General features: G+C 62.7%; 16 protein-coding genes. 2 read left to right on the top strand and 14 right to left on the bottom strand.

Translation table 11 applies throughout. From position 1 onward, the window contains the following. Positions 1 to 11: 11 nt before the first annotated feature. The 8 genes from PAN08_RS05915 to rlmD form a co-directional block, all read right to left on the bottom strand. Positions 12 to 218, bottom strand: coding sequence for a cold-shock protein (locus tag PAN08_RS05915; RefSeq protein WP_057636079.1), 207 nt, complete (start codon positions 216 to 218; stop codon positions 12 to 14). 90 nt (positions 219 to 308) lie between these two features. After that, a complete protein-coding gene (locus tag PAN08_RS05910) occupies positions 309 to 1,055 on the bottom strand; it encodes an S-methyl-5'-thioinosine phosphorylase (protein ID WP_269790548.1) in 747 nt (248 codons plus the stop codon). A gap of 7 nt (positions 1,056 to 1,062) precedes the next feature. Then, positions 1,063 to 1,512, bottom strand: coding sequence for a hypothetical protein (locus tag PAN08_RS05905; protein ID WP_269790547.1), 450 nt, complete (start codon positions 1,510 to 1,512; stop codon positions 1,063 to 1,065). Between the two features lie 4 nt (positions 1,513 to 1,516). Continuing rightward, the gene (locus tag PAN08_RS05900; RefSeq protein ID WP_269790546.1) at positions 1,517 to 2,068 is read right to left on the bottom strand and encodes a hypoxanthine-guanine phosphoribosyltransferase; all 552 of its coding nucleotides are present in this window, start codon (positions 2,066 to 2,068) and stop codon (positions 1,517 to 1,519) included. Then, positions 2,068 to 3,075 (bottom strand): beta-N-acetylhexosaminidase, encoded by a 1,008-nt coding sequence (gene nagZ / locus PAN08_RS05895; protein ID WP_269790545.1) that lies wholly within the window; start codon positions 3,073 to 3,075, stop codon positions 2,068 to 2,070. The genes PAN08_RS05900 and nagZ overlap by 1 nt, the downstream gene beginning before the upstream one ends. Positions 3,076 to 3,141: 66 nt before the next feature. After that, on the bottom strand, positions 3,142 to 3,834 hold the full coding sequence (locus tag PAN08_RS05890) for a DsbA family oxidoreductase (RefSeq protein ID WP_269790544.1): 693 nt from the start codon (positions 3,832 to 3,834) through the stop codon (positions 3,142 to 3,144). A gap of 387 nt (positions 3,835 to 4,221) precedes the next feature. Then, positions 4,222 to 4,737, bottom strand: a complete 516-nt coding sequence (locus PAN08_RS05885; protein WP_269790543.1) for a CYTH domain-containing protein — start codon at positions 4,735 to 4,737, stop codon at positions 4,222 to 4,224. 3 nt (positions 4,738 to 4,740) lie between these two features. Next, entirely contained in the window at positions 4,741 to 6,081 is a 1,341-nt protein-coding gene (rlmD, locus tag PAN08_RS05880) for a 23S rRNA (uracil(1939)-C(5))-methyltransferase RlmD (protein ID WP_269790542.1), read from the bottom strand. A gap of 126 nt (positions 6,082 to 6,207) precedes the next feature. On the opposite strand from rlmD, the gene PAN08_RS05875 reads away from it, so the two are divergent. Continuing rightward, positions 6,208 to 6,921, top strand: a complete 714-nt coding sequence (locus tag PAN08_RS05875) for a hybrid sensor histidine kinase/response regulator (protein ID WP_269790541.1) — start codon at positions 6,208 to 6,210, stop codon at positions 6,919 to 6,921. 8 nt (positions 6,922 to 6,929) lie between these two features. Here PAN08_RS05875 and recO read toward each other — a convergent pair whose 3' ends face one another. The 4 genes from recO to PAN08_RS05855 all read right to left on the bottom strand — a co-directional run bounded on the left by recO (position 6,930) and on the right by PAN08_RS05855 (position 9,737). Then, entirely contained in the window at positions 6,930 to 7,655 is a 726-nt protein-coding gene (recO, locus tag PAN08_RS05870) for a DNA repair protein RecO (protein WP_269790540.1), read from the bottom strand. Between the two features lie 141 nt (positions 7,656 to 7,796). Next, on the bottom strand, positions 7,797 to 8,696 hold the full coding sequence (gene era, locus PAN08_RS05865) for a GTPase Era (protein ID WP_269790539.1): 900 nt from the start codon (positions 8,694 to 8,696) through the stop codon (positions 7,797 to 7,799). Beyond that, the gene (gene rnc / locus PAN08_RS05860; RefSeq protein WP_269790538.1) at positions 8,693 to 9,370 is read right to left on the bottom strand and encodes a ribonuclease III; all 678 of its coding nucleotides are present in this window, start codon (positions 9,368 to 9,370) and stop codon (positions 8,693 to 8,695) included. Before rnc ends, era begins: the two co-directional genes overlap by 4 nt. Next, positions 9,360 to 9,737 (bottom strand): DUF4845 domain-containing protein, encoded by a 378-nt coding sequence (locus tag PAN08_RS05855; RefSeq protein WP_269790537.1) that lies wholly within the window; start codon positions 9,735 to 9,737, stop codon positions 9,360 to 9,362. Before PAN08_RS05855 ends, rnc begins: the two co-directional genes overlap by 11 nt. A gap of 125 nt (positions 9,738 to 9,862) precedes the next feature. On the opposite strand from PAN08_RS05855, the gene PAN08_RS05850 reads away from it, so the two are divergent. Then, positions 9,863 to 10,261 carry a hypothetical protein gene (locus PAN08_RS05850; protein WP_269790536.1) on the top strand — a complete coding sequence of 133 codons (399 nt, stop codon included), beginning with the start codon at positions 9,863 to 9,865 and terminating at the stop codon, positions 10,259 to 10,261. Here the strand turns inward: PAN08_RS05850 and lepB are convergent. Together lepB and lepA are read right to left on the bottom strand one after the other, a co-directional pair. Further along, positions 10,255 to 11,064 (bottom strand): signal peptidase I, encoded by an 810-nt coding sequence (gene lepB / locus PAN08_RS05845; protein WP_269790535.1) that lies wholly within the window; start codon positions 11,062 to 11,064, stop codon positions 10,255 to 10,257. The two genes, PAN08_RS05850 and lepB, sit on opposite strands and share 7 nt — an antisense overlap. Before the next feature lie 96 nt (positions 11,065 to 11,160). Next, positions 11,161 to 12,951: a translation elongation factor 4 gene (gene lepA / locus PAN08_RS05840; RefSeq protein ID WP_269791184.1), complete on the bottom strand. Its 1,791-nt coding sequence runs from the start codon at positions 12,949 to 12,951 to the stop codon at positions 11,161 to 11,163. Positions 12,952 to 13,075 lie beyond the last annotated feature (124 nt).

Raw genomic sequence — 13,075 nt, 5'->3', positions numbered from 1 at the left:
AACCGGGTGAATCACTCGGCCGGCGTGATATTCGAAGCCTGCGCACCCTTCGGGCCATCGGTCACGTCATAGCTGACGCGCTGGCCTTCCTGCAGGCTGCGGAAGCCCTTGGAGTTGATCGCGGAGAAGTGCGCGAAGACATCGGCGCTGCCGTCCTCCGGTGAGATGAAGCCAAATCCCTTGGCGTCGTTGAACCACTTGACGGTACCGTTCGGCATGGTGATGCGAGACCTTGTTCGATGAATGGATTGATGCACGCTGAATGAAGCGCACTGGCGGAGTATGCAAACCTTAAGCCGGGATGACAATCACCCCTTCGCCAGTTCACCCACCAAAGTCGGCAAACCCGCCGAAGCCGCCTCCACATTTGCCAGCACCTCGGCCATGGTGATCTCCCCCGCGTCACCGCAGCCAGCCGCCCAATTGGCGACGATGGCCAGGCAGGCATACTCCAGCCCCAGCTCGCGCGCCAAGCCGGCTTCCGGCATGCCGGTCATACCGACCAGATCGCAGCCATCCCGGCGCATCCGCGCGATTTCGGCATTGGTTTCCAGGCGCGGGCCCTGGGTAGCGCCGTAACAGCCGCCGTCCTGCATCACCACGCCTTGGGCGTTGGCCGCGGCCAGCACCTTGGCGCGGAAAGATGGCGTGTAAGGGTGGCCAAAATCGACGTGCAGCACCTCGCTGCCGGCTTCCTCGCTGAGCGTGGAGATGCGGCCCCAGGTGTAGTCGATCAGCTGATCCGGGCAGGCCAGCACGCGCGGGCCGAAGTTGTCGGTGATGCCGCCCACGGTATTCAGCGCCAGCACCCGGGTCGCGCCCAGTTGCTTGAGCGCGGCCAGATTGGCGCGGTAGTTGATCTTGTGCGGCGGAATCGAATGACCCTCACCGTGGCGGGCCAGGAACGCCACGCGCTGGCCGTTCAACAGGCCGACACGGACCGGGCCTGAGGGCGCGCCGTAAATGGTTTCCACTTCGTGGGTATGGACATCGTCCAGCGCGGCCAACGTGTAGACGCCGGTGCCGCCGATCACGGCCAGGGCAATGGAACTCATGGATTTGTCATGCTCGTGTAGAGGAAGAGGAGTTGGCCCGGCACATGGTGAACAGGCGGGCAGATACGATCACAGCCATGCATAGGCCGGTTCCGCCCATCGTGGCCCATATGTCCTGCCAGTCGAAGGTCCGGTTGGGCCGGGACCGCTGGATGAACTCCCAGGCCAGCAACCCGCCGGTGCTCAACAGCAATCCTGCACACAGCGCACGCCCCTCATGCCACAGGTCCCGCCAGGCATAAGGGCCATCCAGCGGACCGCCCCGCTTCAATGCCACTGCCAATACCAGCCAGGGCAGCGTTGCCGCCGCCACAAGATTGGGGGCATAGCCAAAGAAGGCGTACTGCTGCGCCAAGGGACTGCCCTGCTCGCGCAGCTCCTTGATCCCGAGGATGGCCAACTGGCCCAAAATGAAGACAACCGTCAGCCAGCCTGCAACGGATCGCCGGCTGGCCATGGGCTTATTCCTTCATCGCGTAGATGGCAGGCAGCGTGCGCAGCGATTCGTTGACGTCCATGCCGAAGCCGAACACGAAACGGTCCGGCAGCTCGACGCCGAGGTAATCCGCCTTGACGTCCGGCAGTGCACGGTCGTGCTTCTTCACCGTCATCGCGGCAATGCGTACATCCGTGGCGCCCTGTTCCATGCACCACTGGCGCACGCCCTGCAGGGTGAAGCCTTCGTCGAGGATGTCATCGACCAACAGCACGCGGCGGCCGAACAGCGCGGTGGCCGGGCGGTGCTTCCACACCAGCTCGCCGCCGGTCTCGCCGTGGTAACGGGTGGCATGCAGGTAGTCGAACTGCAGGTCCTGGCCGCGTGCGCCCAGTTCCAGCGCCAACTGGCCAGCGAACGGCAGCGCGCCATGCATGATCGACAAATAGACCGGGACTTCACCCTTGTAATCGCGTGCAATCGCGTCGGCGATGCCGGCAATGGCCTTGTCGATGGTGGGGCGGTCGACCAGCAGGTCGGCCTGGGACAGGGCCTGTTCGATAGTGAGGTTGGGCATCAGACGGTTCTTCCAAGGTTTTCAAGCAAACGGTTGCGGGTATCGCCATGACGGCTGTCGGCCAGCAGGCCGCCCCAGGCCATCGCGCCACGGGTAATCAAGCCCAGCAGCGCAGCGGTATTGAGACTGCGGCCAGCAACAGCCTGCAGCGATTCTTCGACCAGCTCCGGGTGGCAGACCAACACCACGTCGCAGCCGGCATCCAGGTGAGCATCAACCCGGGCCTTGACGCCACCAGCGGCGAACGAAGCCGCCATGCCAATGTCGTCGGAGAACACCACGCCGCGAAAGCCCATGTCTTGACGCAGGATCTGGTTGATCCAGCGCGGCGAGTAACCGGCCGGCTCCGGCGCGACCTGCGGGTAGATGACGTGAGCCATCATCACCGCATCGGCGCCAGCGGCGATGCCTGCGCGAAACGGTACCAGATCAAGGCTTTCCATTTCCTGCAACGAGCGCGGATCAATGGCGGTGTCGACATGGGTGTCTTCACGCACGGTGCCGTGGCCAGGGAAATGCTTCAGCGTTGCTGCCATGCCCACCGAATGCATGCCGCGCACATAGGCGGCGGTAAGCGCGGCCACGGTCTGCGGGTCTTCGCCGAAAGCGCGGTTGCCGATGGCCAGGTTGCCGTGGCCCACATCCACCACCGGGGCAAAGCTCAGGTCCAGGCCACTGGCGCGGACTTCACTGGCCATGAGCCAAGCGTGCTGTTCGGCCAGCGCCAGTGCGGCGTCCGGGTCAGTCCCATACAGCTTGCCCAAGCCGTCCAGCGGCGGCAGCTCGGTATAGCCCTCACGGAAGCGTTGCACGCGCCCGCCTTCCTGGTCCACGGCCAGCAGCAATGGCCGCGCCGTGGCGGCACGGATGGCCGAGGTCAACTCGACCACCTGCTCGCGGGAGGCGAAATTACGTTTGAACAGCACCACGCCCGCGACCGCATCGTGCTGCAGCCAGTCTTGCTCCTGGGCAGTCAGTTCGGTGCCGGCAACGCCGATCAAAAGCATGCATGGACTCCAGGTCACCGCAGGCTGCGGTCTAGCCCCGCATTGTCGCAGATGACGCCTTTGTCGTCAGACGCTGCAGCCGTCCGGGCCGCAACCGTGTTCATCGTTTGAAGGCGCCGCAGGCGTCCCTTCAGCAGCCACTTTTTCCAACACCTGGGCGATCACTTCCGGCGGCTGTGCGCCCTGCACTGCGTACTGGCCATTGATGACAAAGGTGGGCACCGACTGAATTCCCAATGCCTGCGCTTGGCCCAGCCCAGCGCGAACCTCGGCCAGACCCTCCTCGGAACCGAGCATCGCAGTGACGCGTTCGGCGGGAATACCGCCGGCAGCAGCCGCTTCGATCAGCACCTGCGGGTCAGCCAGATTGCGACCGTGCTCGAAATGCGCCCGGAACAACGCCTCAGCCACAGGTTCCTGCACGCCTTGGCTGCCGGCCAGCCACATCAGCCGGTGCGCCGGCAACGTGGTGACCTTCACTTGCCCCCGGTCGAAATCCATCGGAAGGCCTTCGGCCTGAGCGGTTGCCTGCGTCTGCGCGAGCATCTGGTTGGTGCGCTCGACACCCCCAAACTTGGCCGCGTACGCCTCACGCAACGGCACCGGTGTGGCGTCGGCCTCGGGGGCCAGCAGGAATGGGTGCCAATGCACGTCCATATCGGGCGCCTTGTCGCCCATCAGCTCCAGCGCACGCTGAAAACGGTGCTTGCCAATCCAGCACCAAGGGCAGACCACGTCAGACCAGATATCGATACGCATGAACGGCTCCTTTTTCGTATGGGGCGCTGCGGCCAACTCACGCATCAGATGCGAAGCCGACAGTCCGCAGCAACGGAGCCGCAGTGTATTTCGGAACTGACCCATTCACGGAGCGCCTTCGGCGAACACTCTGTCGCGCGCAGCGCCTGAAACGCCTCCAGAAAGCGCTTGCGAGTTGCGGCCACGCCGCGATCAGCAGCTCCTCAGCAGCCCAGATAAGCGCAGCGCACTGCGGGGTTACCCAGGCAAATCGCGAAGCGGTGTCTCGTGCCGATTCGCTTGGAAACTGACACGTAAAACCCCGGTACGCATTGCTTATTCGGGCTATCAATTCATCGCGCTGGCAGGCCGAAGCGGCGCTGGAAGTTCATCCCAACCTCGCCCAGCTCAGTCGCTGCCCTTATCGCGCTCTTCGGCGCTCCACGTGCTGTACGGACGCGAGGCCAGCGCCAGGTTGTAGTAACGCAGTTCATCGGTGACTTCAGCACCGGCCCAGTCGGGTGTGTCGAAGCGCTGCTCGGCGCTTTCCAGTTCAACCTCAGCCACCACAAGACCCGCGTTGTCGCCGAGGAACTCATCGACTTCCCACAGCAAGCCGCCGTGGCTGACCATATGCCGACGCTTGTCGATCAGGCCGCCCACACACAGCGCCAGCAGCTCGCGCGCCTCGCTCACCGGCACCGGGTAATCAAACTCCTGACGGGTATGGCCCAGTTCCCGCGACTTGATGTTCAAGTACGCGTCCTGGCCTTGGATGCGCACGCGCACCGAGGCCTTCTGCGTGCCGCTGTCCATCGCCGCCATGTCATTGATGTAGCCCTGCGCCATCGGGACAACGGCATGCGCCGCAGCGCGCCACGCGTCATTGGTGACCAGAAATTTGCGTTCGATCTCGATGCCCATGGCTTACTTCTTCTCGAACACGGCAATGCTTTCGACGTGCGCGGTGTGCGGGAACATATCCATCGCACCGGCCGACACCAAGGTGAAGCCCTGCTCGTTGACCAGGTAACCGGCATCACGTGCCAGCGAGCCCGGGTGACAGCTGACATAGACGATGCGTTTGAACTGCTTCAACGGCAGTTGTTGCAGCACATCGATGGCGCCCGAACGCGGCGGATCCAGCAACAGCTTGTCGAAGCCCTGCTTCATCCACGCCGTATGGCGCTGATCCTGGGTGAGATCGGCGGCGAAGAACTGCGCGTTGTCCAAGCCATTGCGCTCGGCGTTTTCCTTGGCGCGCGCAACCAGGCCGGCCTCACCTTCCACACCCACCACTTCGCGCACGGTGCGTGCCAGCGGCAGAGTGAAGTTGCCCAGGCCGCAGAACAGGTCGAGCACGCGCTCGTCGGGCTGCGCATCCAGCAACGTGAGCGCGTGCGCGATCATCTGCTCGTTGAGCTTGGCGTTGACCTGGATGAAATCCAGCGGACGGAACGCCAGTTCCACGTTCCACTGCGGCAACGCGAACGACAGCGCCACGCCTTCAGCCGGCCACAGCGGCTGCACGGTTTCCAGACCGCCGGATTGCAGGTAGATGGCGAAACCCTGCTCCTCGCCGAACGCCTTCCAAGCCTGCGTGTCGGCAGCAGAAAGCGGCTGCATGTGACGCACGGTGAGCGCGATGGCGGCGTCGCCGGCAATGAATTCAATCTGCGGAATGTCGCGCTTGCCTTCCAGCGATTCGATGAACGTGGACAGCACCGATACCTTGGTACCGATCTCCGGAATCACCGTCAGGCACTGCGAAAGATCCGCAACGAAGCGCGGATCAAGCTCACGGAAACCGACCAGCGTTTTGTCCTTCTTCTCGACGCGACGCACCGAGAAACGCCCCTTGCGACGGTAACCCCAACTGTCGCCAGCCAGCGGCGGCAACACGACGCCTGGCTTCACATGACCGATACGCTCCAGGTTGTCCATCAGCACGCGCTGCTTGGCGATGATCTGCTGGGACTCCTCAAGGTGCTGCAGCACGCAGCCGGCACACACGCCGAAGTGCGGGCAACGCGCTTCCACACGATGCGGCGATGCCTTCACCACTTCAACCGTGCGGGCCTGATCGAAATGGCGGCTCTTGGCGGTCTGCTCGGCCATCACCGTTTCCTGCGGCAACGCGCCACTGATGAAAGTGACCTTGCCACCCTCGCCTTCACGGCGCGCAACGCCGCGGCCATCGTGGCTCAGGTCGAGGATGTCGGTCTGGAACGGAGTCTTGTCTATGCGGGGGGTTCGGGTTCGGGCCACGTGGCAACAGGCTGCGGGCAAAAAGGGGGCGTATTGTCGCAGATGCGCGACAGAACCTCTCCCACCGCTTGCAGATGCTGGCCCCCTCGCTAATATGCATAAAACGCGCTGGCATGGAGGCAGCAGATGAATACGCACGTACAGGGATCCGTTCCACACCTGTTACTGGTCGAGGACGACATGACCAGCCAGGGTTTCTTCCAGTTCGCACTGGAATCACTGCCAGCGACGGTGGATATCGCCGACTCGTTCGCCAGTGCGCTGCAGCGCGCCGAATCGTCGCATTACGACCTCTGGTTGATCGATGTGAACCTGCCTGACGGCGACGGCCCCACCCTGCTGCAACGACTGCGGGCCAAGTACCCGCGCGTGTCAGCACTGGCGCATACCGCCGATGCCAGCACCGAGATCCAACAGGCACTGCAGCAGGCCGGCTTCAGCGAAACGCTCATCAAGCCGATGACCCGCGACACCTTGCTCAAGGCGATCCGTCGCACCTTGGCCAAATCGGCCGCAGCCAGCGACAGTCGCGATGAAACCGAGGTTCCCCATTGGGATGAGGCGGTCGCGCTCACCGCACTGAATGGGCAACAGGCCCATCTGCGCGCGCTACGCGAACTGTTCCTGGCGGAACTCCCCGTCGCGCGCGATGCGGTGGGCCGTGCGCTGGATCGACATGACGAGCCCGAGCTGCGCAACCAACTACACCGGTTGCAGGCCAGCTGCGGCTTTGTCGGCGCATTGAAGCTGGCACGGTCGGTCCGTCAGCTGCACAACAACCCCAGCTCAACCACCGCCCGGCAGCACTTCGACACCGCCGTAAGCGCCCTGCTCGGCTGAGCAACGCTTCACTCTGCCGGGCGGCTCAGGTCGCCCAGCATTTCCCAGGATTTCAATCCACGCCCGCCCAGGTGGTGCAGCAGCACCGCGCGCATCTGCAGCCGCAGGCTGGCTAGATCGGACGCAGCCGGGAGCCGGTCTTCAGCCAGCGCCAACAAGGCGGCGCCAGTAGCCAGTCCGCGACGCTCAGCGCTGCTTCGTTCGCTGAGCTGGCGTAGCGGCCCTTGCGTCGGGTCCAGTTGATAGCGCGCGGCAGGATCAATGGCTTCGCCATCAGCCGCACACGCCCAATCGAAACCCACGCCTAAGGCTTCAAGCAGGTCGCGCTCGAAACAGCGCAGCGACCACGCCAGTACCTCCGGTAATTCAAGCCGGCTGCGCAACACGCCGTAGGCGACGAACAGCTCCGGAGACGGATCATTACGGGGTGCGAGCCGCATCACCAGCTCATTCATGTAGAACCCGGCCAGCATCGCGTTGCCGTGCAGGCGCGGCGCAACATCCTGGCTTTCGGCGCGCCGCAGCTGCGCCAGTTCACCGCCCATCACCGCATCGAAATGGATGGACTGCAGCGGCTGCAACGCCGCACGCAACGCCTGCTTTTTGGGCCCCTGCACGCCGCGCGCCAACAACCCAACGCGACCGTGCTCCAGCGTCATCACTTCGACCAGCAAGCTGGTCTCACGCCACGGACGTGCATGCAGGACGTAGGCGGGCTGGTCGTCTAAGCGCATGGCTCTTCAGTGGGACGGAGGAACGAGCAGGCGTATCAAAGCTTCGCGAGCGCTCAAGAAACGGAGCAGGACAGCGGAACCCAAGGGGCCACGCCTGCCTGCTCTCACGACCTTCTTCCGGACGCCGCGGGCTGCCTGCTCTTACTCGCCGTAACCGAACGCCTTCAGCGCGGCTTCGTCGTCGGACCAACCCTCGCGCACCCGCACCCAGGTTTCCAGGAAGACTTTGGCGCCAAACAACCGCTCCATCTGCATGCGCGCCTTGGCACCGATGTCTTTCAAACGGGCGCCCCCCTTGCCGATCACGATGGCCTTCTGGCCTTCGCGCTCGACCCAGATCACCGCGCCGATGCGCAGCAGGTTGCCGTCCTCGGCAAAGCGCTCGATTTCCACGGTGGTGGCATAGGGGAGTTCTTCACCCAGCTGACGCATCAACTGCTCGCGTACCAGCTCACCGGCGAGGAAGCGTTGGCTGCGGTCGGTGATTTCGTCTTCGCCGAACATCGCCGGCGCTTCCGGCACCAGACCAATCAGGTCACGCACCAGCGATTCCAGGCCATTGCGCTTGAGAGCAGAAACCGGGTGCACGGCGGCGAATTCACGGCCGGCGGTGATTTCCTGCAGGAATGGCAGCAATGCACCCTTGTCCTTGAGCCGGTCAATCTTGTTGACCACCAGTACGACCGGAACATTGGCATCGCGCAGCACATTGAAGGCGAGCGTGTCTTCTTCGTCCCAGCGGCCGGCTTCAATCACCAGCAGGCCGGCATCGACGCCTTCCAGCGAGCCACGTGCGGCCCGGTTCATCACCCGGTTCATCGCCCCTTTCTGCTGGCGATGCAGGCCGGGGGTGTCAACCAGCACCAGCTGGCCTTCCGGATAGGTGGCGATGCCCAGCAGACGGTGACGCGTGGTCTGCGGACGGTTGGAGACGATGCTGACCTTGGCACCAACCAACGCATTGGTCAGTGTCGATTTGCCGACATTCGGGCGGCCGATGACAGCGACGCTGCCACAACGATGGGGGGAGGTGTCGTTCACTTGGTTTCCAATAGCGCAATTGCGGCAGCAGCCGCTTGTTGTTCAGCCAACCGGCGCGAAGTGCCTTCGCCTTCGGTAGCCACGGCAGGGTCTGCCACACGACAACACACTTGGAAGTGCTTGGCGTGATCGTCGCCGGTTTCCGATACCAGCTCGTACACCGGCAGCCCCTTCTGCCGGGCCTGCAACCACTCCTGCAGGCGTGTTTTGGGGTCTTTTTCGGGCTTGCCCACCGGCACGGCGGCCAGTGATTCCTCGAACCAGGGCAGCACCACCGCGCGGCAAGCATCAAAGCCGACGTCCAAGTAGATGGCTGCAACCACCGCTTCCACGGTGTCGGCCAGGATCGAATCACGGCGGTGACCGCCGGATTTCATTTCACCTGGGCCCAGCGTCAGCCGTTCGCCCAGCTGCAGGGTACGCGCGATGACCGCCAGCGCCCCTTCGCAAACCAGCATGGCGCGGGCGCGGGTCAACGCGCCCTCGTCGGCCTTGGGCCAGCGCCTGAACAACGCCTCGGCGATGAGCATGTTGACGATGCTGTCGCCCAGAAATTCCAGGCGCTCGTTGTGCGGAGCGCCAGCACTGCGATGGGTCAGGGCCTGCTTGAGCAGATCCTGATCCTTGAATGGGTGACCTATCAGGTCACCCCGTTGGAACGTCTTATTCAACACTGCGCGAAGTCAGATCCTGGGAGTTTTCAAAACGGCCGACGATGTCGAGATTGCCGACCAGCGGGCGACGGACTTCGTAATTGACGTTCATGCGCCAACCGCCATCGATGCGTTCGAACTTGATGTCGTCACGCTTGACGCTATCGGAATAATTCATGTCCATACGCTTGAAGAACAACTCCTGCGCCTTGGCCGGAGCCATGTCAGCACTGCCAGATTCGTTGGCCAACGCCTTCATCGATGACTTAACCGCAAAGAACTCCTGGTACATCGGGAACAGCTTCATGCCGATGTAGAGCGCAAACCCAACCACGGCCAGCACGGCCACGAACGAGGTCAAGGTCATGCCATTTTGCTTGTGCTTCATTGCGATCTCCCCAGATACACGTTGTTGATCATTGATTGCTCTCCCCAAAAGGTCGGCTCGAGTATTGTCATTGTGCTGCGGCAGCAACACCCCCGCGCCCTGAACGCCCTGCCCTGCAGGTTTTCATGGAGCAGAAAACTGCCCGACAACCTGAAGCGCCAATCCTCGGCATTACTGCGATTGTCACCCATCACGAAGCACCAGCCCACCGGCGCGGCCCCGTTCCTGCGGGCCGCTGGCGCCGGCCGAACCCCGCACTCCGTCAGCGTATGGGTACGCTCCGGCAGTCGCTCGGTCAACTGGTCGGCGCCTGGACAGGGCGCCGTCTGGCGGTGATCGTCGTAGTGCAATGGTGCATCGTTGATGGACAGGGCATTACCATCGAACGCCATTCCGTCAACCTGCGGGCTGATCATGCGCTTGATCCAAACCTGCCCGGGCACGCAGGTAGCGACGCGAAAACCTCCACGCCGCTTCCCTCCGCTGATACGCGGGCATTGGGCAGGCTGCATACCGATTACTGAATGCGCGTCCCGATACGGGACGGCTCAAAGCTGTTCTTGCAGAACCAGCCGCTGCAGTTCAGCCAGATCAGGAAGGCCTTGCCGCGCAGATTCTGCTCCGGAAGCACGCCCCAGAAACGGCCGTCGTCGCTGTTGTCGCGGTTGTCGCCCATGACCAGATAGTGGCCCTGCGGCACTTGCCACTCGCCCTGGCCGCGCGGGTCAGCCACGCCCAGCTGCTCCAGCACCGTGTGGGTACGGCCCGGCAGGTTTTCGGTCAGCAAGGTTTGCCCGGTCTGCTTGCCATCGAACAGATACTCGCCCTTCACTTCATAGGACACCGGCTGGCCGTTGATGGACACCGCGTCACCATGGAAGCTGATGTGGTCACCCGGCAGGCCGATCACGCGCTTGATGAAGTTCTCACCAATCTGCGGGTCTTCCGACTGACCCGGATGGCCCGGGAACTGGAACACCACCACGTCGCCACGTTCCGGCTCGGACACCGGAATCACCTTGGTATTGGTGACCGGCAGACGGAAGCCGTAAGAGAACTTGTTGACCAGGATGAAATCGCCGATCAGCAGATTGGGCATCATCGAGCTGGACGGAATCTTGTACGGCTCGGCGATGAAGCTGCGCAGGATCAACACCACTGCCAGCACCGGGAAGAAGGCGCGGGAGTAATCCACGATCACCGGCTCTTCGCTGTCCAGCAGGCTGGCCTTGGCGGCCCGGCGCTTGGCCAGGAACAGCTTGTCCAACAACAGCACCAGACCTGAGCCCAGCGTCAGTACCACCAGGGCGATTTCAAACCATTTCATTCGTGTTCCTTTGGAATGGGAATGGGAAACAAGGGCGAGGAGACGGGAGCCCAAGCGAGCTCGTCCGGATCCACGATCCCGAATCCCGACTCACCGTTATTTATCCATCTGCAGCACGGCGAGGAAGGCTTCCTGCGGGATTTCCACCCGGCCCACCTGCTTCATGCGCTTCTTGCCTTCTTTCTGCTTTTCCAACAGCTTTTTCTTGCGCGAAATGTCGCCACCATAGCACTTGGCCAACACGTTCTTGCGCATGGCTTTGACCGTGGTCCGGGCGATGATCTGCGCTCCGACGGCGGCCTGGATGGCCACGTCGAACATCTGTCGCGGGATCAGCTCTTTCATCTTTTCGCACAGCTCGCGACCACGTCGGTCGGCGTGGCTGCGGTGGACAATCAAGGACAGTGCATCGACCTTGTCGCCATTGATCAGCACATCCAGACGTGCAAACGGACCGGCATCGAAACGCACGAAGTGATATTCCAGCGAGGCATAGCCACGGCTGACCGACTTGAGCTTGTCAAAGAAATCCAACACCACTTCGGCCATCGGCAGCTCATAGCTGATCTGCACCTGGCTACCCATGTAGTTGATACCGATCTGGCTGCCACGCTTCTCTTCGCACAGCTTGATGATGCTGCCGATATATTCCTCGGGGGTGAGGATGTTGGCGCGGATGATCGGCTCACGAATTTCTTCGATGGTATTGATAGCCGGCAGCTTGGCCGGGTTGTCCATCATCACGATGGTGCCGTCGCTCTTGAGCACCTCGTAGATCACCGTCGGTGCAGTGCTGATCAGGTCAAGGTTGTACTCACGCTCCAGACGCTCCTGCACGATCTCCATGTGCAACATGCCAAGGAAGCCGCAGCGGAAACCAAAGCCCATCGCTTCAGAGCTTTCCGGCTCGAAACGCAGCGCCGCGTCGTTCAGGCGCAGCTTGTCCAGCGCCTCACGCAGATCCGGGTAATCCTCGGCGTCGACCGGGAACAGGCCGGCGAACACGCGCGGCTGCATTTCCTGGAAGCCCGGCAGTGGCTCGGATGCCGGGTCGGCCAGCAGGGTCAGCGTATCGCCGACCGGTGCGCCATGAACGTCCTTGATGCTGGCGTTGATCCAGCCCACTTCACCAGCACGCAGCGCAGGCATATCTTTGCGCTTGGGCGTGAACACACCGACCTTGTCGACCAGATGCCAACGGCCGGTGGACATGACCTGAATCTTGTCGCCGGGCTTGATCTCACCCTGCATCACGCGCACCAGCGAGACCACGCCCAGGTAGTTGTCGAACCACGAATCGATGATCAGTGCCTGCAGCTTGTCGCTGCCGCGGTCAACCGGCGCCGGGATGCGGTGCACGATAGCTTCCAGCACTTCTTCCATGTTCAGGCCGGTCTTGGCACTGACCGCTACCGCGTCGGAAGCATCGATGCCGATCACCGCTTCGATCTCGGCCTTGGCACGGTCGATATCGGCAGTTGGCAGGTCGATTTTGTTCAGCACCGGCACCACTTCAAGGCCCTGCTCGATAGCCGTGTAGCAGTTGGCGACCGACTGCGCTTCTACGCCCTGGGCAGCATCGACCACCAGCAACGCACCTTCGCAGGCCGCCAGCGAGCGGCTGACTTCATAGGAGAAGTCGACGTGCCCGGGGGTGTCGATGAAGTTCAGGAAGTAGGTCTCGCCGTTGCGGGCCGTATAAGGCACCGACACCGACTGCGACTTGATCGTGATGCCACGTTCGCGCTCGATGGGATTGTTGTCGAGCACCTGCGCTTCCATTTCGCGCGCGCTCAAACCGCCGCATAACTGGATGATGCGGTCGGCAAGTGTGGACTTGCCGTGGTCGACGTGGGCGATGATGGAGAAGTTGCGGATCATCCGCATTGAATCGTGGGGCATAGGTGGGCAGCGGCGGCGCGGCGTCGACAGGATAACGGGGCATTATCGCATGCCCGGACACGGGCCCGCACAAGCGTTGTGCGGAGCTGAACGAAAGGAGCCGCCCGAA

Origin of the sequence: Stenotrophomonas sp. Iso1 (genome assembly GCF_027497995.1) — a bacterium.
Classification (GTDB): domain Bacteria; phylum Pseudomonadota; class Gammaproteobacteria; order Xanthomonadales; family Xanthomonadaceae; genus Stenotrophomonas.
The sequence above is the reverse complement of the archived record's forward strand: the minus strand, read 5'-3'. Positions and strand labels throughout refer to the sequence as shown.